This is a genomic window from Bacteroides fluxus YIT 12057 (assembly GCF_000195635.1).
Taxonomy (GTDB): Bacteria; Bacteroidota; Bacteroidia; order Bacteroidales; family Bacteroidaceae; genus Bacteroides; species Bacteroides fluxus.
In genome coordinates this window covers 38394-60946 of record NZ_GL882621.1, presented here as the reverse complement: position 1 = coordinate 60946, position 22553 = coordinate 38394, and the positions used below count along the sequence as shown (strand labels likewise).

Genomic DNA, 22553 nt, shown 5'->3' with positions numbered 1-22553 from the left:
GCATGTATGTTTTTTTTTGTTATTTTTCAATTCTTCCCACAATCTCCTCTGTAAAGGCGGAGGTAGATAAAGAGACTCCATCCGGCATGAAACGGGCCAAATCGGCAGTGGCACGTCCCTCGACAAAACTTTGCTCCAATGCCTTTTCCACCAAAGAAGCCGCTTCCTTCCACCCCCAATGCTGAAGCATCATGACGGCAGACAGAATGATGGAACAGGGATTCACGATATCTTTTCCCGCAATGGCGGGAGCCGTACCATGAGTCGCCTCAAAGATGGCATGTCCTGTCCTGTAATTGACATTGGCACCGGGGGCGATGCCGATACCGCCTACCATGGCCGCCAGCTGGTCGGATATGTAATCACCGTTCAAGTTCAACGTGGCTATGACGGAATACTCTTCCGGAATGAGCAACGTGTTTTGCAGGAAAGCGTCGGCTATGCAGTCCTTGATAACCAGACGGCCCTCCGCAATTTCCTTACCGAACTCCTTTTCCGCCAACTCATACCCCCATTTTTTAAAACCTCCCTCGGTGAACTTCATGATATTTCCTTTATGAACCAGTGTCACCGAAGGCAATCCGTGCTCCAACGCATACTCACAGGCAGCACGCACCAGACGTTCCGTCCCTTCCCTGGAAACAGGCTTCACACCAAAAGAAGAAGTCCCGGGAAAACGGACTTTGGTCACCCCCATTTCATCATGCAGGAAACGATAGAACTTCTCGGCTTCCGGCGTGCCGGCCTCCCACTCGATTCCGGCATAGATATCTTCCGTGTTTTCACGGAACACGCACATATTCACTTTACGGGGTTCCTTCAGCGGAGAAACCACTCCCCGGTACCAACGCACCGGGCGCAGGCAAACATATAAATCGAGTGTCTGCCTCAACGCCACGTTCAAGGAACGGATTCCTCCGCCGACAGGTGTCGTCAACGGGCCCTTAATGCCCACCTTATAAGTACGGAAAGCTTCCATCGTCTCTTCCGGCAGCCATGAACCAGTCTCCTTAAAGGCACGTTCCCCTGCCAAAACTTCTTTCCATTCAATGCCACGCTTCCCGTCATAGGCTTTCTTGACAGCGGCATCTACAACAGCCTGCATGGATGGGGTCACCTCGGCGCCCACTCCGTCACCTGTAATAAAAGGTACAGTAATCTTTTCCATATTCTATCGTGCATTAAGTGCAGAACCGGCACGAAACCACCTTATCTGCTGTTCATTATACGTATGTTGCACCGGAAAACTCTCCTTGGTGCCATCTTCATGGTGAAGAACGACTTCCAGATTCCGCCCCGGAGCAAAGTCTTTCAATCCGATGACAGAAAGCAAGTCATGTTCCTGTATTTTATCGTAATCGGCCTTATCGGCAAAAGTCAGCGCCAACATCCCCTGCTTCTTGAGATTGGTTTCATGGATACGGGCAAAACTCTTGGCAAGAATGACGCGTACGTTCAGGAATCTTGGTTCCATGGCAGCATGCTCGCGGCTGGAACCCTCACCGTAATTCTCTTCAGCAACTACCATAGAAGGAATGCCTTCCGATTTATACAGTTTGGCAGTGCCGGAAACGGTTCCGTAAGCATTGGTCACACGGTTCCAGACACTGTTGGTCTCTCCGTTGAAGGCATTGACCGCACCCATCAGCATATTGTCCGATATATTCTCCAGATGCCCGCGGAAACGGAGCCACGGGCCTGCCATTGAAATATGGTCCGTAGTACATTTGCCTTGAACTTTCAGCAACAAAGGCATATCCGACAAGTCCTTCCCGTCCCAAGCCGGAAAAGGAGCCAGCAACTGCAAGCGTTGGGAATCGGGGGCAACCGCAATTTCCTTCTTTCCATTGGAAGGTGCAACGTATCCCTCATGCCCGGAAGCAAAACCACGCGGCGGCAGCTCTTCACCCACAGGTTCGGAAAGTTTCACTCTTTCTCCTTTACGGTTCACCAGAGTATCCCGCAGAGGATTGAAGCAAAGGTCACCGGCAATGGTCAATGCCATGGTCAGCTCGGGAGAAGCCACATAGGCATAAGTGTTCGGATTGCCGTCTGCACGTTTGGCGAAATTGCGGTTGAAAGAAGTCACGATGGAGTTCTTGCGTTCCGCATCATCGGTACAACGTTTCCACTGCCCGATACATGGGCCACAGGCATTTGCCATGATGGTAGCACCGATTTCTTCAAAAGCGCTGATCATGCCGTCGCGTTCGGCCGTCGCACGGATCTGTTCCGAACCGGGATTGACTATCAAGGCACCCGCAACATCCAGCTCTTTCTCCTTCACTTGGCGCGCCAAAGAAGCGGCACGGCTCAGGTCCTGATAAGAGGAGTTGGTGCATGACCCGATCAGCCCCACTTCCATCCTGCGGGGATAATCGTTGAGTATTACTTTCTCGGCAAATTTGGAAATCGGCGTAGCGGCGTCCGGCGTGAACGGACCATTGATGTAGGGTTCCAACAGGGAAAGGTCGATATCGATAATCCGGTCATAATACTTCTCCGGATTGGCAACAACGTCCTCATCCGGCCGAAGTTCGGCAGCGACGGCATCCGCCATGGCAGCCACCTCTTCCCTGCCGGTAGCTTTCAAGTAGGTCACCATCCGCCCGTCGTAGGGAAATAAAGAAGTAGTTGCCCCTACTTCGGCACCCATGTTGCAAATGGTTGCCTTGCCGGTGGCAGACAGGCATTCCGTGCCCGGGCCGAAATATTCTATAATGGCATTCGTTCCTCCCTTTACAGTCAGAATACCCGCCAACTTTAAAATCACATCTTTGGGGGCGGCCCAGCCACTCAACTTACCCGTCAAACGGACTCCGATCAAGCGGGGCATTTTCAGCTCCCATTCCATTCCGGTCATTACATCTACCGCATCGGCGCCTCCCACCCCGATAGCTATCATGCCCAATCCTCCTGCATTGGGAGTATGCGAGTCTGTGCCTACCATCATTCCGCCCGGGAAAGCATAGTTTTCCAGCACTACCTGGTGGATGATACCCGCACCGGGCTGCCAGAAACCGATGCCGTAACGGGAGGAAGCGTCACGAAGGAAATCATACACCTCCTCATTGGTCTTTGTAGCTGTGGCAATGTCTTCTTTGGCTCCTTTATATGCCTGTATCAGATGGTCGCAATGCACGGTAGAAGGAACCGCAACCTGCTCGCGTCCCGCATTCATAAATTGCAGCAAAGCCATCTGGGCAGTCGCATCTTGCATAGCCACACGGTCAGGACGGAAATTCACATAATCTTCCCCCCGCCTGTAGTTTTCCACTTCTTTCCCATCATACAAATGAGCGTACAAAATCTTTTCTGCTAAAGTCAGCGGACGTTGCAGTACGGTCCGTATGCGTTCTATTTTCTCTGAGTAATTTGCATAAAACGCCTTGAGCATCGTTAAATCATAAACCATAACCTTCTATTTTTTAGTTTTTCATTATTGTAAAGATTACAAATCAATATTATTAACAAGCAAAAAGAACTAAATGTTTAACAAAACAAAACTTTTCTTCCACTGAAAACAGAGAATGATTACCTTTGCAAAGAAAATCCCCGTTTATAATGAGCCACGAAATACAGTCCCCTATCCTGCACCTCCAGCAGCAACAACTCCTGCTGCGGATGGAATATGAATTCGAAAAGGAGGAGTTCAGGCGGCAAACAGAGAATATGGGAGTGGCCCGAAAAGTCAAACGGGGCCTGTGCTGGTATCCTGCCTCTCCGGGACGGAGCTACTATAATTCCCTGAATCAGTTGGTAATAGAAATTACACATACAGAAGATACTGATATAGAACACAATTTTGAATTTGGCCGCCCTGTCTGTTTCTTCCGCCAGTCGGCCGATGGAAAAATTACCTATATGAATTTCATTGCCACCGTCAGCTATGCCGACGAAACACGGATGGCGGTCATCATGCCCGGTGCAAATGCCGTCATGGAGGTACAGGCTGCGGAGAATCTTGGCATACAGCTCTATTTCGACGAAACATCCTACCGGACCATGTTCGAGGCTCTGGAAGATGTGTCGCGTTCAAAAGGGAACAGACTGTCCGAACTACGGGATATCATGCTGGGCACGGGAAAACCCGGTTTCCGGGAGCTTTATCCCGTCCGTTTCCCATGGCTGAATTCCACACAGGAGACTGCCGTCAACAAGGTTTTATGCGCCAAGGATGTGGCCATCGTGCACGGTCCTCCGGGAACAGGCAAAACAACGACCCTTGTAGAAGCCATTTATGAAACCCTGCATCGGGAACCCCAAGTACTGGTTTGCGCGCAAAGCAATACTGCCGTCGACTGGATTTCGGAAAAATTGATAGACAGAGGTGTCAATGTACTGCGCATCGGAAATCCTACACGTGTCAACGATAAAATGCTGTCCTTTACCTACGAACGACGTTTTGAGGGGCACCCCCTTTACACTGAGTTATGGAGTATCCGGAAAAACCTCCGCGAACTCAGCGGACGTTCCCGCCGCGGCAACTACGATGAGAGGGAAGGCATACGCAACCGTATGAGCCGTTTGCGCGACCGTGCCACAGCTCTGGAGATACAAATCAATGCAGACCTGTTCGACGGTGCCCATGTCATCGCCTCAACACTCGTCAGCAGCAATCACCGGCTATTGAACGGGCACCGCTTCGGCACGCTTTTCATAGATGAAGCCGCACAGGCCCTGGAAGCTGCCTGCTGGATAGCCATCCGGAAAGCAGACCGTGTCGTACTGGCAGGCGACCACTGCCAACTGCCGCCTACCATCAAATGCCATGAAGCCGCACGCGGCGGATTGGAACGTACATTGATGGAAAAGGTCGTTTCCAGCAAGCCTTCTACCGTATCTTTATTGAAAGTACAATACCGGATGCACGAAGATATCATGAAATTTTCTTCCCAATGGTTCTATAATGGAGAACTGGAGGCCGCTCCCGAAGTACGTTGCCGCGGAATCCTCGATTGGGACTCACCTATCAGCTGGATAGACACTTCCGATATGGATTTCAAGGAAGAATTTGTAGGTGAGACCTTCGGACGCATCAACAAGGATGAAGCCAATCTGCTCCTCCAGGAATTAAAATCTTACATCACACGAATCGGCAGCAACCGCATCCTGGAAGAACGGATAGACTTCGGCATTATATCTCCTTATAGAGCGCAAGTGCAATACCTACGCAACAAAATAAAAACGGACGCTTCGCTGAAGCCCTACCGCAGCCTGCTGACCGTAAATACGGTGGACGGCTTCCAAGGACAAGAGCGCGACGTCATCTTCATCAGTCTGGTACGGGCAAATGAAGAAGGACAGATCGGATTTCTCAACGATTTGCGCAGAATGAATGTGGCTATTACCAGAGCGAGGATGAAGCTCGTTATTCTGGGAGAAGCCGCTACGTTAAGCCATCACAGTTTCTACCGCAAATTGATGGAATACATCTCTAAAGAATAAAGAATGCCTCCTTTCCGCAAAAAGAAAAGGAGGCATTTTTACTGTCTATGATAAACCTGATCAGTTATTTTCCGGACGAAGTTTACGAACGGTAACGGCAGTCTGCCACATCTCGCTTTCACGCAGTGCTTTCAATTCCGCATTCAGTTTTTCACGATAATCCGGCTTGGAATTGCTGTCAATGGAGATTTGGGCTTCATTACCGGATTTTACGCTGGCATACAATTTTTCTACTACCGGCTTGATGGCATCATGGAACGGAGTCATCCAATCCAGGGCACCACGCTGAGCAGTAGTCGAACAATTGGCATACATCCAGTCCATACCGTTCTTTGCAAACAACGGCATCAACGACTGAGTCAGCTCTTCAACCGTTTCATTGAATGCTTCGGAAGGAGTATGCCCGTTTTCACGCAATACTTCATACTGAGCCAACAGCAATCCCTGGATGGCTCCCATCAATGAACCGCGTTCTCCGGTCAAATCCGAAGTAGCCTCACGCTGGAAAGTAGTCTCGAACAGATAACCGGAACCGATACCGATACCCAAAGCAAGTGTCCTGTCCAATGCCTTGCCCGTAGCATCCTGATAGATAGCGTACGATGAGTTCAAACCACGGCCCTCAAGGAACATCGTACGAAGTGACGTACCCGAACCTTTAGGCGCAACCATGATTACATCAATATCTTTCGGCGGAACCACACCGGTACGGTCGCTCCATGTAATGGCAAAACCATGAGAGAAATAAAGTGCCTTTCCGGCTGTCAGATAAGGTTTCATTACGGGCCATACAGACATGACTGCCGCATCAGAGAGCAGGCACATAATAACCGTTCCCTTTTGGCATGCTTCCTCAATGCCGAACAAAGTTTCACCCGGAACCCATCCGTCAGCAATGGCCTTCTCGTACGTCTTGCCCGGACGCTGTCCTACAATTACATTGAAACCATTGTCACGCAAATTACAAGCCTGTCCCGGTCCTTGTACTCCATAACCGATTACCGCAATTGTCTCATCTTTCAAAATCTCACGTGCTTTTTCCAAAGGAAATTCTTCGCGGGTCATTACATTTTCAATAACACCGCCAAAATTCAATTGTGCCATTTTTTGTTTTAGTTTTTATTTGTGGCTTGCGCCAACGTTGATTAATAGATTTTATTTTTCAGTAAATATCACCTTAGAACGGCAAACCACTTCGGCAGCGTTCTTCTTCACCTCTACATCATAGACCCCGTCACCGATATCATCCATATAGAAGGCCAGTTCGTCACCATAGTAGCTTTCGGCCACATACGCCATTTCAAAACGGCGGATTCGCCTCTCCTTATACATTTCAATGGGGAACAGGTCGAGTATATGCTCAATATAGCGAATGCTGTTCACATGTCCGTTAATGTCAATGTCACTATACTTGGCCTCCAATATAGCTGCCGGCTCCCTTGAAGATACCTTGATGCGTGAAGGCTTTTCAATCGGGCAAGGTTCATCACAGACATAATCCACTATACTGCCACCATGAAGCGCCAGCAAATCAGCCGGTTTACGGGTATTCATGCTAATCATCGCCCATACGGAACGCGCATAACCTATTTTCTTTCCCTCTTTATTGATAACGGCAAAATTACGGTCTGTGAAAAGACGATAGACATTCTCTACCCAGGTCTGAACAGAAAAATCTTCATACTGGTAAGGCATCTCATCCAGTTCGATAGCCAGACGAGACAACACCCATGTGTAATTGTCTTCGTTCAGCGTCGCTATACCAAAACCACGGTCACTGGCATGGAATCCGGCACAGTTCAACAAATGGTTCCCAAGAACCCCCATTGTGAGGCGTCCGGTAAAATCAACATGGAACGGTTCGGCCACAAACTTATAAGTACCTATTTTATTGTTCTCACTCATTATTCTTCTTGTTTACTTTGACGATATTTCGCTTCGCGGTCAGCCAGATACTCGTTGACACGTTCAAAACAGCTGGTAGTTATGGCTACGCGCCCTGAACGGACAAACTGAAGCACACAGTCCAACACACGCAATTCCTCATAAAGATTGGTGATTTCCTCACTCATGCCGTTTTTCTCCACAATCGAAAACACAGCGTTTACCTCCACGATACGCGCATTGTATTTACGGATGATTTTGGATACTTCCGGTTTTTCTTCCAAAACGGGAGTCGTTATTTTATACAGGGCAATTTCGTGCTGGTATATCTCGTCATCCGTAAAATAATGAGCCTGCAATACATCAATCTTCTTGGTTATCTGTTTGGTAACCTTTTCGATGGTAGCTTTATCCGTCCAGGCAGTAATGGTATATTTATGTACTCCCTTGATGGAAGAGGCCGATACATTCAGACTCTCGATATTTATTTGCCGACGGGTAAATACAGCCGTCACTTGATTCAACAAGCCGGCAAAGTTTTCCGAATGAACGATAATGGTATATAATGTCTTGTCACTCATGGATTAATTTATAGATTTATGATTTATAGATCTTCAGCATTCCAACAGCATCTGATTTACAGAACCGCCCGGAGGTGTCATCGGCAATACATTACCTTCCTCAACCACGCATGCTTCCAACAAGAACGGACCGTCGGCAGCAACCATTTCATCTATCGCTTTCTTCAAATCCTGGCGGGCAAGTACCCGGCGTGCCGGAATGTCATACGCAGACGCTATCTTCATATAATCAGGATTCATCATGGGCGTGAACGAATACCGGCGGTTGAAAAACATAGCCTGCCATTGACGAACATTGCCCAGGAAGTTATTGTTCAAGAGAATCATTTTTACCGGAGCTTTCTGTTCCATGATAGTGCCCAGCTCCTGCAAATTCATCTGCAAGCCGCCATCTCCCATAAATACACAGACCGTACGATCCGGACGTCCGAAAGTAGCACCAATAGCCGCCGGCAGGCCAAAGCCCATTGTACCCAAACCACCGGAAGTAACAATGCTGCGTTCTTTGCTATATTTAAAATAACGGGCGGACATCATCTGATTTTGCCCGACATCGGTTACAAGAATAGCTTCGTGGCCGGTCGCTTCGCTGACAGCCCGTACCACTTCCCCCATGCTTAATGCGCTGCCGGCAGGATGCAATTCGGGACGAATCACTTTTTCTTCTTCCATCTGCTCGTATGGGAGAAAGCTCTCCAGCCATTCTTCATGGGCGGCAGGTTTCAATAACTCCGTAACGGCAGCCAAAGTCTCTTTGCAATCTCCTAAAACGGCAATGTCAGCCTTTACATTCTTATCTATCTCGGCAGGGTCGATATCGAAATGAATAACTTTCGCCTGTGTAGCATAAGTCGCAAGCTTACCCGTCACGCGGTCATCAAAACGCATGCCTACGGCAATAAGTACATCACATTTATTCGTGTTTATGTTCGGGCCGAGATTCCCATGCATCCCCAACATGCCTTTATTCAACGGATGGTCTGTAGGCAAGGCCGATAGTCCCAATAATGTACAACCGGCAGGCATCCCCGCTTTCTCTATAAACGCACGGAGTTCCCGCTGCGCATTTCCCAACTCTACTCCCTGTCCGACCAACACTAACGGACGTTCTGCGCCATTTATCATATCCGCCGCCCTCTGAATGGCTTCCGGATCCATTTCCGGAACAGGAAGATAGCTGCGGATATAATCAACTTTGGTAGGAACATATCCCGTCTTATCTACTTGGGCATTCTTGGCAAAGTCCAATACCACCGGTCCGGGCCGTCCGCTTTTAGCGATATAAAAGGCGCGGGCCACAGCCCAGGCTACATCCTCGGCACGGCGGATCTGATAACTCCATTTGGTGATTGGCTGTGTGATGCCTACCAAATCCACTTCCTGGAAAGCGTCCGTACCCAAGAAATTAGTCCCTACCTGACCGGCAATGACTACCATCGGCGTACTGTCTATCATGGCATCGGCAATGCCTGTTATAGTATTGGTAGCCCCCGGACCACTGGTTACCAGACACACCCCGACTTCACCCGATACACGCGCAAAGCCTTGTGCGGCATGAGTTGCTCCCTGCTCATGGCGAACCAGAATATGATTCAAATTCATCCGGTGGTCATATAAGGCATCAAATACCGGCATGATGCTACCCCCCGGATAACCAAAGATAGTCCTTACCCCTTGATGTTCCAAAGAACGCATCAACGCTTCTGCACCTGTTATCAAAGCCTCACCCCGGCCCTCTCCCAAAGAAAGGGAGGAAGAGTTACTCTTTTTATTGTTATCAGCCATATCTTTATTCATTCATTAAAAAAATCGGAAGCCACCTGAATCAGTCAATCAGTCTCACCGCCCCCTTGTCTGCAGAACTTACCATACTTGCATAAGCCTTCAGTGCTTTTGATACCGTTCGGTCACGGGTTACCGGAGTCATGGGACGTGCCACAAGCTCCTCATCCGTCAGTTTTACATTTATAGAACGTTCCGGAATATTGATCTCAATAATATCACCGTCCTGTATCTTCCCGATATTACCACCGGCAGCGGCTTCGGGAGAAATATGTCCGATACTCAATCCAGAAGTGCCACCGCTGAAACGTCCGTCCGTAATCAACGCACATTCCTTACCTAAATGACGGGATTTTATATAAGAGGTAGGATAAAGCATTTCCTGCATACCCGGCCCTCCTTTCGGTCCCTCATGGGTAATAACGACAACATCACCACTGACCACTTTTCCTCCCAATATACCTTCGCAGGCAGCATCCTGTGAATCAAAAACTTTGGCAGGGCCTGTAAATTTCCATATACTTTCGTCCACACCGGCCGTCTTGACCACACAACCGTCCCGGGCAATGTTCCCTTTCAAGACAGCCAGACCGCCATCTTTACTATAAGCATGCTCCAAATCACGGATACAACCTCCAGCACGGTCTGTATCCAGCTCCTTGTAATAAGCGTCCTGTGAACCCAATGTCAAATTGAACCTTTCGGCGGCTGCACTGGAATATTTTTTGATTGCCTTTTTGCATACGTTCGGACTGGTAATACCATATTGGTCTATCGCTTCGGCCAACGTCATGCCATCTACCCGACGAACACCCGTATCTACCAAACCACCTTTTGCCAGTTCGGCCATGATGGCAATTATGCCTCCGGCACGGTTCACATCCTGTACATGATATTTTTGAGTATTCGGAGCCACCTTACACAGACAAGGAGCCTTGCGGGATAACCTGTCAATATCGTCCATGCTGAAATCCACTCCGGCTTCATGAGCGATGGCCAACAAGTGAAGTACTGTATTCGTGGAGCCTCCCATGGCAATATCCAATGTCATTGCATTCAGAAAAGCCTGGCGAGTGGCAATACTTCGCGGAAGCACGCTCTCATCTCCTTCTTCGTAATATTTATAGGCATTTTCCACAATCAGTTTAGCTGCATCCTCAAACAATTGCTTACGATTTTCATGAGTAGCCACAATGGTACCGTTACCCGGCAATGCCAAACCGATTGCTTCATTCAGACAATTCATCGAATTGGCAGTAAACATCCCCGAACAACAACCACAAGTAGGACAAGCATGTTGCTCTATCTCGGCAACCTCCTTGTCACTTACACTTTCGTCGGCCGACTTGATCATAGCATCGATCAAATCCAGATGCCGCCCATTCCAATTGCCTGCCTCCATAGGACCACCGGAAACAAAAACGGTAGGGATGTTCAACCGCATGGCAGCCATCAGCATGCCCGGGGTAATCTTGTCGCAATTACTGATGCAAACCATCGCATCGGCCTTATGGGCGTTTACCATATATTCCACACTATCTGCAATGATATCCCGTGAAGGCAGTGAATAAAGCATACCGTCATGTCCCATAGCGATACCGTCATCAATGGCAACCGTATTGAATTCCGCAGCAAAACATCCCTGCTTTTCAATCTCTTCCTTGACAAACTGACCGATCTCATGCAAGTGCACATGTCCGGGGACAAACTGAGTAAAAGAATTGACTATAGCGACAATGGGCTTTCCCATCTGTTCTTTCTTCATGCCATTGGCCACCCACAAAGCACGTGCTCCTGCCATACGGCGACCTTGTGTACTGAACGAACTACGTAACTGATGCTTCATCTTACAATCTCCTTTTAATGAAAAAGCCTTTCCCACTACTGTGAGAAAGGCTTAACAAATTATCTTCTAACGTACGAATACATACATAACCTTTCTCACGCTCTTGATGCCACCACCACGACGCGAATAATATGCAGGACTGCCAGGTTAATAGATGTATGTAAATTCATAACTAATTGTTCTTTTGTTTAATCGTGCTGCAAAGGTAAAGGCTTTTTTATAAACTCCAAACAAATTGAAGAAAAAATTGAGATAAATATGAATAATCGTAAGAAAACATTGCTATAAAATCCTATTTTATCACTTTCTTATATTCCGTTCTTACTATATGTACGCCATTCCACCTATAAACAAAGCCAAGGAGATTTTATTAGCCTGTCGCCTCACGGCATCAACTAATAAATCCTTGGCTCATACGTTTTCAATAAAGATAAACTTAGATATTAATCAAGTTAGAAAGAATTTATCATTCGACTCCGGCGCTTTTTTACGCCTTGTTCTTTAAATTACCAACTGCCATGCTCTTTCTTATGTTCAAAGAAATCTGCCTCCCGGTTACATTCACCATTATAAGTCCACTCTATTTCATCGGTATATTCTTTTCCCTGATGGAAAACAACTGCCTTCAACACGTTCTTGCCATCATTCAACAATACCTTGTCAAATATATAATGTACATCAGTATAGCCTTTCCTGACACCGGATAGTTCTTGTCCATTGAGATATACCTTTGGAGTACCGATATTAGAATATACGGTAATGGAGGTTTCTTTTTTCTCACGCAAAGCATTGCGGCGTTGTGTCAAGTAAAGGACCGGCTCCTCACTCCAATTAGCCTTATACCAAAAATAAGAATCTTTCTTGATCTTGCGGTCAAAAGTCATCATTCCCTTCATATTGCGCGCATCTACACTGCCTCTTTTTGATGTTGGCACTGCAAAGTCAAACATATTCCATAAATAAGAGGCAACGATATAAGGATGCCGGGCAATAATACTCCATTGATATTCATGTGTCTTGGTCTGGAACGTTTCCGGGTAAAAAGGACTTGTCCAGTTCAGCGCATCCCCCAAAATCTCTGTCTGATGAGCAATGTTGGCATCTGCACCATATTCTGTCAACATCAGACGTTGCCAAGGATATTCTTTTTCCATTTTCTCTATCCACGGCTTGATATCCTGTATCTTCCTTTCATACCAGCCGAAATAACGGTTCATGCCCTGTATATCTGCATTTTGATTGACGGGATGGTCTGCATTGCCATAACCGTTCACCGACACTGTATAACGGTCTGGATCCTCAAGCTTGCAAAGGTCGTGAATGGATTGTGTAAGAGCGGCTGTATAACCATGCGGATGATATACTTCATTATGAATACCCCATACATAGATAGAAGGATGATTAAAACTCTGACGGACCAATTCACGCATTTGCTGATGTGCATTGTCCCACTCTTGTCCGGTTACCCGATTGACAAAAGGAATTTCCGCCCAAATCACCAAACCCAATGTGTCACAACGGGAATAGATATAATCAGACTGCTGATAATGCGCAAAGCGGACAGTAGTTGCACCTATATCCATAATCTGCGCCAAATCGAAATCGTGTTCTTTATTGGTCAAGGCACTGCCCAACTCCCACCAATCTTGGTGGCGGGTTACACCATACATTGGATATTTCTTTCCATTCAAGAAGAATCCCTTGCCTGCCACCACTTCATATTTCCGGAGCCCCAGCGGCTGGACAACTTCATCCAGCACACGGCCGTTCTGCATGAGACGTGATACCACCTTATACAGATAAGGATCTTCCCGTCCTTGCCACAAATGAGGATTGTTCAATCTAAATTGTGAGGAATAGTCTTGTACGCCCTGTGGGGTCAGTTCAAAAGACTGGCTATGTTTTTTCACCAGCTTGCCATTGCCGTCATATATAGCGTTCTCCAAAACCAACGGAACAGGAGCCAACGTTGCATTATCCACTTTTACTTTTACAGCCACTTCAGCAGATTTCTTCGAAACATTCTTCTGAGTGATATACACGCCGGAAGAAGCGCAATCATTCACAACAATGCTGCAAGGTTCCGTTACCACCAACCATACAGGACGATAAATTCCTCCATAAACACCAAACAGAATATGATTGGTAGGAATAACATCGGGACGTGCCGTGTTGTCCGCTTTCACTATTATTTCATTCTCTTCACCGAACTTTAGCTGCGAACCGATTTCACAGACAAAAGCAGAGTAAGCACCCTTATGCGATCCTGCAAGGTAGCCGTTGATATAAACCTCGGCACATGAGCCAACCCCTTCAAAACGCAGAAAGACGCGCTTGCCTTTCATGCTTTCAGGGAAAGTACATTTTTTCCGATAGTAACCCACACCCTCATAAAAAGCAGATACTTTCTTCTGCATATCTTCCGCATTCCAAGTATGAGGAACAGTAACTTCCTTCCAATCAGCATTCCACTTGCGTGCAGACTGCATGGCATCCTTCGAAAACGGTCCTTTTTTAAATTCCCAACCATCGTTGAATGATGTCACATCACGAGCGTCAACCTTACCGGATATACCCAACATCAATAAAACGACCAACAAAAACAATGTGTTATTTTTCATTATCAGACAATTGATTTATTTCACTTTCATTTTCCACGACAACCACTGACAGAAAGATTATTTACCTGCCATTTTATAAATCTGACATCCGGACAACAGAAATGCACCCACGCCATAAACTTCGGTCATATCCCGCGTTACCTTGCGCGGATCAGCACCAATCGGTTGTACATAGCCCAACTTGCCATCCGGTTCCACCGCATCCACCAAAGCCTTCCAGCCCTTTTCAATGACCGGGATAAAAGCGGCTTTATCAAGCAATCCCTCATTTACCCCATAGGCCAATGCATAAACAATAAAGCCGGTTGCGCTTGTTTCCGGTGACGGATAAGATGCAGGATCCAATAAACTGGCATGCCAATATCCATCCTCACTTTGTAAGCCGGCCACACGCGTAGCCAATGTTACGAACAAGTCCTGATAAAAAGTACGTGAAGATTCGTCTTGAGGCAAGACTTGCAGAATCTCTACCAATCCTCCCAATACCCAACCGTTGCCGCGTCCCCAAAAAACTTTCTTCCCATTGGCTTCCCGTTTGGCAAAGAACCGGCGGTCACGGTAGAACAAATGTTCATCTTTGTCGTACAAATATTCATAAGTGGCCTTGTATTCCTTATTCAAGAAGTCCAAGTATTTCCTATTCTTGGTCAACGCATAAAGCTTGGCATATACAGGGGGAGCCATAAATAAAGCATCACACCAAGACCAACGGTCCAAAGTTTCCAATTTCCCATAATCCAACTCCAAAGTGGTCTCTGCCGGATTCTCTACAACCCAATTGGCACGTGCCATAACTGGAGCTATCATTTTTTTATTGCCATATTTTACGTAAAGGTCGATAAAAGGCTGTCCTACGGCAATAAAATCAGCATGATACATCCACTTTCCCACTTGAAAATGGTTACGTCGTCCGATACGCATCAACCATTGATAATAGGAATCATCCCCATCTTCTTTCTCTGTAAGTTCCGCCCAATCCAACATACCCATATACAGGGCGGCATGCGTCCAGTCCAAATCATCGTGTTCGGCACCCTTGTTGGGATTAGCGATCTGCCAGTCAGCCACCTGTTTCATGATGGATTTTATGGTAGTTTTATCAAAATCAGTCTGTGCAGTGACCTGCATGACGGTTATTAAGAAGAATAAAGTAAAAAAGAAAAGCCTCTTCATGACAATTATATAATTAAAAGGTTAGAATTCTCAGTTTAAGGTTAAAGACAAAAAAATACCAATAAAACCATCCATAAAGAATCAGGTCAGCGCATCACGATACTTATCTGCACCGCCCGCATTTTCCTCTATCTGCAATTTGATGACAAAGGGACCTTCAGGATCCTTTGCCGGCATATCTACATTATATTCATTACGCGCAGTCTCTTTTACAGCAACTTCTTTTCCATCCAATAAAGCCGCTTTCACCACTTTTGTTCCTTTAGGTGTCTTTATCACCAAATGCTTGGAGTAAGGAGGATTAAAGACAACCATATATACATCTTTCCCTTTGCGAGTGTAATATCCCCAAGACTGTTTATCCCAACCGGCATAGTCACAACCATAGATACATTCACCATATTTCTGCATCCATTTTCCAATGGCATCAGCCAATTCTTTTTCTTCAGGACGGAAGTCACCGTCAGCCTGAGGGCCAAAGTTTACCACCATATTGCCTCCCATAGCAACAGCATGTACAATGCGTTCCAACACTTCCAAAGGAGTTTTCACATAGCTCAAAGACCAGTCTTTGTGATATCCCCACTGGTTTTCAGGTACCGTCATACAGGCTTCCCAATCCCATCGGGTTACTTTCAAGTCTTTTACCGGATCGGGCAAACGACGCTCATAACCGGATTCGTAATCACCCATCAGATGACCATTGCTGTCAAAATGTCTTTTACCATAATCGTCAGCGCGCAAACGGCTATTAATCGTAACTCCCGGCAGCATGTCTTTCAACATCTGTTCCACATGGGCTGTCCACCAACCATTCTTCTTGATACTGGCATCCCAAGTTCCATCAAACCAGAAATCCTTTACAGTAGGATAGCGAGTAGCAAGTTCTTTCAACTGATTGTCCGTAAACTCCAGAAAACGATTGAAGGCAACCGCATCCTCTTCCGACTTAATATCATATCGGTAGTCTGGATGGCTCCAGTCCATCACAGAGAAATAGAAATGAACATCAATACCTTCATCATTGTAAGCTTTTACCAACTCGCCCAATATATCTTTTTTATAAGGTGTTTGTGCTACTGTATATTTACTGTACTTACTCGGCCACAAGCAAAATCCTTCATGATGCTTAGTTGTTATTTTCACATACTTCACACCCATTTTCTTGGCCATCTTTGCCCAAGCTTTAGCGTTAAACTTTTCTGGATTCCATTGATCCATTAATTTCAACCATTCATCCGCAGGTACTTTTGCCCATGACTTCAACCATTCGGCAGCTCCATTATATACTTTTCCATTCCATTCTCCTCCCGGAATGGCATAAAGTCCCCAATGTATAAATGCGCCTAATCTATTGTCACGAAATTTTCGCATGGCATCATCCGTACGTTTTCCTAAACGGTCGGCGCCATACTTTAAAGAAATTTCCTGATCGGCAGGCAATACTTGAGGTTGTTTTTGGGCAAAGATTTCTACACCCAATACCCAAAATAAAACAGTTATAAACAATGTCTCTTTCACGTTACTATTTTTTTGCAAAGAACTGAATTTCAGATTCCAGTCTTTTACTCTATTTAGTTTTTGTTTTACCTAAATCGTTCTTTAAATACGTCTCACACATTTCCAGATACTTCTAAATCACAATTTACATTCCTTACTAAGATATAACTCTCTCTTCAAAATCAATTTGTCATAAGCTCTCATTTAACTCACTAACTTACAGTTTGCTCTTTTAAGAAAAGAATAATCGCAATTCTCAACAGTGTCCAAGCGAATAAGCCGACGACAAAGGGTATTTACAGTTCTATAACCTCCAACAGAAAAGACAAATTACAATCTGTAACTATCACCGTTCCTTCCATAAGATATCTTACCACAAACCATATAAACTATAGAAACAATCTCACTTCCAATTAAAAACCAACATGACAGAATTTGACATACATATCCCCCAAACAAAGGTTCATTCCGCTATTGGGTTATCAATTTATAAATTTCACATCCTGCCATGAGAAAAGCCCCAACACCGTATACTTCGGTCATGTCACGAGTCACTTTCCTTGGGTCGGCACCGATAGGCTGTACATATCCTAATTTTCCATCCGGCTCCACTGCATCAAACATAGCCTGCCACCCCCTCATTACAACCGGCAAGAACTGTTTACGATCTAATAACCCCTCATTGATGCCATAAGTTAAAGCATACACAATAAATCCTGTCGCACTAGTCTCTGGTGAAGGGTAAGAATCCGGATCCAATAAACTGGCATGCCAATAACCATCTTTTCCTTGCAAACCAGCCAAACGGGTTGCTAAAGTCACAAACAAATCTTTATAAAAAGCATAATTATCTGCCTCTTTAGGCAAATCTTTCAACATCTCAGCCAAACCTCCCAGGACCCATCCATTACCACGTCCCCAAAACACTTTCTGCCCATTAGCTTCTCTTTGTTTAAAATAGCGGTAATCACGATAAAACAATGATTCTTCTTTATCATACAAAAAATTATAGGTGGCTCTATATTCTTCATCCATGAATTGAAGATATTTACGGTTACCCGTCAAACGATACAATTTAATATAAACAGGAGGTGCCATAAACAATGCATCACACCAAGTCCAACGTTCCAAAGTAGAGCCATCCCGATAATCCAACAAAAACGAGCCATTCGATGGATGATTCACCACCCACTCTGTACGTGCCAACAAAGGAACAATCATTCTTTCTTTTTTATATTTCCCATACAAATCAGCAAAACATTGTCCCACCGCTATGTCATCAGCATGATACATACGTTTAGCCATTTGCCAACCATTCTTTTCACCAATGCGTATCAACCATTTATAATAAGAAGTATCATTATCCTCTTTCTCTGTCAACTCAGCCCAATCTAACATTCCAACATAAAGAGCAGCATTCGTCCAATCCAACTCACCATGTTTCTTAATCTTTTCCGGATTTGCAATCTGCCAATCCACTACTCGTTTCATTACAGATTTTAAAACAACTTTATCTATGTTCTGTTGTGCAACCATTGACATAGAAACAATCAGCGCAAGAAAAATAAAGAAAGATTTCTTTTTCATAATATTGTTCCGTTAATATTCATAAGTGCCTACAAAGGAAGATGATTTCTCTATTTATCTTTTGCTCAATTTATCTTTTGTTTTATCTAAATTGCTCCTTGAAATTATTTTTTATGTTTTGCAGCAAATGCTGTAGGTGTTTCGCCAAATACTTTTTTGAAAGAATTGGTAAAATATGCTTGACTCTCTATTCCTATCTGCATCATCACTTCCCTCATCGTCATATTTCCTTCTAAAATCAATTTAGCCGCCTTACGCAGACGACAATTCAGTACAAACTCCACAACCGACTTTCCTGTTAAGCTCTTAACCTTCGTATAAAGTTTGCTTCTACTCATCAACAACTCCTCGGCTATCAGATTAACGTCCATATCCGATTGATCCATATTAGCTTCAATAAAATCTATCAATTTCTTGAGAAATTTACTATCCTGTTCATTGGAAGCCAGCTCACTACTATCCGCATAATAGTTTTTAGCATAATGCTCTTTCAACTGTTGTTGATTTCTAAATATATTCTGAATAGACAATTTCAAATAAGTAAAGTCAATCGGCTTCTCAAAATAGAGATCCGCTCCCGAATCAACCCCTTCAATTTTACTTTCCAGACTAGTCTTGGCTGTCAATAAAATCACAGGGATATGAGATGTGTCAACATTCGTCTTTATATCATTGCATAGAGCCACTCCGTCCTTATTAGGCATCATAATGTCACTAATAATCAAATCAAATTCTACATCTGCTACCAATTTCAAAGCCTCTATTCCATCACTTGCCTGCATTACTTGAAATTCATCCGAAAGAGATTCAGCTATCAGTTTTCTCAAATCCTCATTATCCTCAGTTATCAATATTTTCTTTTTAGTTGAAGGCAAAAATGTCTCCTCCACATTCTTCATCTCACCATCATCTTTCTCTTTATCTACTGATTGGGTATAGACTTCAGGTAACCGCTTTAAAAAATCCGCCTCATTAAAAATTTTATAGTCAAGAGGCAAACAAACAACCATGTCTGTTCCTTTCTCCCTCTCGCTGTAGATAGAAATAGAACCTTTATGTAACAAGACCAAACTTTTCACCAGTGCCAGCCCGATACCTGTACCTAGATGAGAATCAGCATTTACCGTATTCACTTTATAAAATCGTTCAAAAACACTATGTATAGACTCACTTGAAATTCCAACACCAGTATCACTAACTATGATAGAGAAAACATCACTAATACCCTCGCCTACTGTATAACCATTTTTATACCGAGACACAAAATTCTTTCCCGACCTTATCTCTAAAAGGATTTTTCCCCCATCTCTAGTATATTTAAAAGCATTATTCAACAAGTTCATCACAATTTTTTCAATCACATTTTTATCAACATAAATATTGGTTGGTAATGCTTCGTCACATTTTATCTTAAAATCAATATTTCGCTGTCCTGCATAATCTATAAAATCATTAGCAATTTCCCGTACAAGACAATTAATATCCAGCAATTGTAATTCCAATTTCATCATGCCGTTCTCTACCGTTCTGAAATCCATCAGTTCATTTACTAAATTCAATAGCCGTTGTACATTACCATTCAATATACGATAATAATATTCTTTCAGGCCTTCACGCCTCAGTTTATCCAAAGCGGCAAGAATAAGAGATAGCGGAGTCCGAAAATCATGAGATATATTGGTAAAGAAACGCAATTGCGCCTGATGTATCTGCTCTTTCTTGTCTTTCTCTATACTTTCTTGATACAATAATAATTTCAACTTTTTCTTTTCAGCATAATGACGGAAAATCAAGAACATGATTCCTATCACGCTCAATAAATAGACAATAAAAGCAGGAATACTGAACCAAGGTGCAGTTTTTCTAACCACTTTTATCACAGTTGGGTGTTCACTCCAGACACCGTCATTATTGGATGCATAAACTTCAAAATAGTAAGTCCCAGCCGGAACCTTAGAATAAACAGCCATCCGCTGTTGAGCATTTGCAAAAATCCAAGAATCATTATAGCCTTTTAAACGATATTTGAATCTATTCTTTTCTGGAATTCGATAATTGTCAGAAGAAAACTGAAAACCAAAATTTACTTGGTCGTAATTCAATACAATAGTTTTAAGTGAATCATCTTGCACATAACTAGGCTGTACAGCCTCGTGATCAATAAAAAAATCGGATATAATAGCCTGAGGGTTATAATTATTATAAGACATCTTCTCCGGGTCAACAACAGTGAAGCCATCAGTCCCACCAAAATACAGCAATCCATCCTTTCCCTTCATAGATGCTAATGGATAATAAACCTGTCCTTGTGTGTTATCTCTTTTATCAAACTCCATAAGTTGGTTACTTTCTATATTATAACAACACAGTCCATCGTCAGTTCCCATCCAGACATTGCCCTTGTCATAGCAAATACTATAAATAGAATAAATATCTGTTCGCAGAGCACCTTTTTGTGAAATAAAGTCCGAGGTATTTGTATCAAACCTAATGAGACCATTTCCGATGGTGCCTATCCAAATATTACCAGAATCATCCAAACAGAATGTGAATAATCCCAGATATGTAGAATCATTGGGTATTATTTTTTCTACAACGTGTGTACGGGTATCCATGCGATAAAGAGCTTCATTACTAATCGCCCACAATGTATTCTCTCCCTGCCTTAAAATGTCGAACAAATAATTATAATTATGTGTATTGTCCAAACTATAATGAGTAAATGTTTTACTATGGAAAGAAAAATAAGATATTTTCGGTATAGGATACTGATAGGCTATCCACATCCCTGAATCTCCATCAATAATTGTTTTACGAATATTATTTACCAATAGAGAAAGAGAATCTTTTTTAGAATACCTATAATTCCTCACCTTACGATGTTCAGAATCATACATATCTATACCTTCCCTAAACGTGGAAACCCACAAATTATGGTTATTGTCTATCAACAATGATTTTATATTATTGGAAGTAAATTTATCCTTATCTGCATAAGAAGTAATTTTCCCTGTAGCTTTCTCCATTCGGTTAATCCCTCCCCCCTCTGTACCTATCCAGATATAATCTTGTTCTTCCGCAAAAGCACTTACCGGAGCATAATTCAATCCACTATTTTGAGTATGATAAGTTTTGAATGCGCTATTCTCATTTATATTGACATAGCACAACTTTCCAGAATAAGTTCCTATCCAAACATTGGATTGTCTATCTTCACTTATCTCCCAAACAGAATTGTTAGGAAGACTAAAAGGATCCGTAATTGAATGCTTATAATGTGTTATTCTCTTATCAGAAGGATCAAGTATATACAATCCATTTATTGTACCAAACCAAATATTGCCTTTTTTATCAATATAAAATGATCTTAACGAATACCCATCATATTCAGGCAAAGGTTCATAATGATCTTCGATTTTGAAAGTAGATAAATCTATTTTGTACAATCCATCTTTATCCACAAATACCCACAGTTTTCCCATATACGTTTGTGCGAAACGAATATAGCCATTAACAGTATCGGGAAGTGTCAAACAAAGTACAAACCGATTCTCCGCATAATTAAAACGATAAACTTTCCGGTAAACAAACGTATATAAATCTTCATTATGCAGACAAAAAGAGGTATTGCCATAATCTGGTATTTTTTTATCATATTTCGGCGTGTTTAGTGTGCTCGTATTCGTATCTAATATTCCCCACTTATTCTGATACCTAACCCAAACATTATTGTTGCCATCTATCCTCACATGTGATACAGCATCAAATATTTTCTCCAATCTGTTGGAACTCTGTTCATAACGATAAAGTCCATTATTTGTATTCACATACAAGTACCCCAAAGAGTCAGATGCCATATTATTAAATATCCATCTCTTTGTTGGAGCCATTGAGGCAAAATAAGGATAATACTTTTTATAATGATAGCCATCGAAACGATAAAGTTCATAGTCCATCATCACCCAAAGGAAGCCTTCTTTATCCTGCTCTATCGCTTTTACTCCATCATAATAAAATCCTCCGTCAGGTGACATTGTTCTAAACTTATACACTTCTGCACTTGCAACTCCCTGTAATAACTTTAAAAGGAAAACACAAAGTAACAAACATCTGCTTTTCATAAAATCTATC

Annotated in this window: 13 protein-coding genes; 1 reads left to right on the top strand and 12 read right to left on the bottom strand. The window is 43.7% G+C overall.

Features of this window, described 5'->3' with window-relative positions:
- Positions 1-19 precede the first annotated feature (19 nt).
- Positions 20-1168 (bottom strand): NADP-dependent isocitrate dehydrogenase, encoded by a 1149-nt coding sequence (gene icd, locus HMPREF9446_RS05245; protein WP_009124400.1) that lies wholly within the window; start codon positions 1166-1168, stop codon positions 20-22.
- Positions 1169-1171: 3 nt separating this feature from the next.
- Positions 1172-3415 (bottom strand): aconitate hydratase, encoded by a 2244-nt coding sequence (locus tag HMPREF9446_RS05240; protein WP_009124399.1) that lies wholly within the window; start codon positions 3413-3415, stop codon positions 1172-1174.
- Between the two features lie 149 nt (positions 3416-3564).
- Here HMPREF9446_RS05240 and HMPREF9446_RS05235 point away from each other — a divergent pair, with 149 nt between their 5' ends.
- Entirely contained in the window at positions 3565-5448 is a 1884-nt protein-coding gene (locus HMPREF9446_RS05235; protein WP_009124398.1) for an AAA domain-containing protein, read from the top strand.
- A gap of 60 nt (positions 5449-5508) precedes the next feature.
- Here the strand turns inward: HMPREF9446_RS05235 and ilvC are convergent, their stop codons facing one another.
- The 10 genes from ilvC to HMPREF9446_RS05185 form a co-directional block, all read right to left on the bottom strand.
- A complete protein-coding gene (gene ilvC / locus HMPREF9446_RS05230; protein WP_009124397.1) occupies positions 5509-6552 on the bottom strand; it encodes a ketol-acid reductoisomerase in 1044 nt (347 codons plus the stop codon).
- A gap of 51 nt (positions 6553-6603) precedes the next feature.
- Positions 6604-7353: an acyl-[acyl-carrier-protein] thioesterase gene (locus HMPREF9446_RS05225; protein WP_009124396.1), complete on the bottom strand. Its 750-nt coding sequence runs from the start codon at positions 7351-7353 to the stop codon at positions 6604-6606.
- Entirely contained in the window at positions 7353-7913 is a 561-nt protein-coding gene (gene ilvN, locus HMPREF9446_RS05220; protein ID WP_009124395.1) for an acetolactate synthase small subunit, read from the bottom strand. The genes HMPREF9446_RS05225 and ilvN overlap by 1 nt, the downstream gene beginning before the upstream one ends.
- A 33-nt stretch (positions 7914-7946) precedes the next feature.
- Positions 7947-9698, bottom strand: coding sequence for a biosynthetic-type acetolactate synthase large subunit (ilvB, locus tag HMPREF9446_RS05215; RefSeq protein ID WP_050797281.1), 1752 nt, complete (start codon positions 9696-9698; stop codon positions 7947-7949).
- A 40-nt stretch (positions 9699-9738) separates the two neighbouring features.
- Positions 9739-11541 (bottom strand): dihydroxy-acid dehydratase, encoded by a 1803-nt coding sequence (ilvD, locus tag HMPREF9446_RS05210; protein WP_039968621.1) that lies wholly within the window; start codon positions 11539-11541, stop codon positions 9739-9741.
- A gap of 506 nt (positions 11542-12047) precedes the next feature.
- Positions 12048-14162 (bottom strand): glycoside hydrolase family 2 protein, encoded by a 2115-nt coding sequence (locus HMPREF9446_RS05205; RefSeq protein ID WP_009124392.1) that lies wholly within the window; start codon positions 14160-14162, stop codon positions 12048-12050.
- Positions 14163-14219: 57 nt separating this feature from the next.
- Positions 14220-15335 carry a glycoside hydrolase family 88/105 protein gene (locus HMPREF9446_RS05200; RefSeq protein ID WP_009124391.1) on the bottom strand — a complete coding sequence of 372 codons (1116 nt, stop codon included), beginning with the start codon at positions 15333-15335 and terminating at the stop codon, positions 14220-14222.
- 81 nt (positions 15336-15416) lie between these two features.
- Positions 15417-16856 (bottom strand): alpha-L-fucosidase, encoded by a 1440-nt coding sequence (locus HMPREF9446_RS05195; protein ID WP_009124390.1) that lies wholly within the window; start codon positions 16854-16856, stop codon positions 15417-15419.
- A gap of 450 nt (positions 16857-17306) precedes the next feature.
- Positions 17307-18377: a glycoside hydrolase family 88/105 protein gene (locus tag HMPREF9446_RS05190; RefSeq protein WP_410510773.1), complete on the bottom strand. Its 1071-nt coding sequence runs from the start codon at positions 18375-18377 to the stop codon at positions 17307-17309.
- A 149-nt stretch (positions 18378-18526) separates the two neighbouring features.
- The gene (locus HMPREF9446_RS05185) at positions 18527-22543 is read right to left on the bottom strand and encodes a hybrid sensor histidine kinase/response regulator transcription factor (protein ID WP_009124388.1); all 4017 of its coding nucleotides are present in this window, start codon (positions 22541-22543) and stop codon (positions 18527-18529) included.
- Positions 22544-22553: the final 10 nt, after the last annotated feature.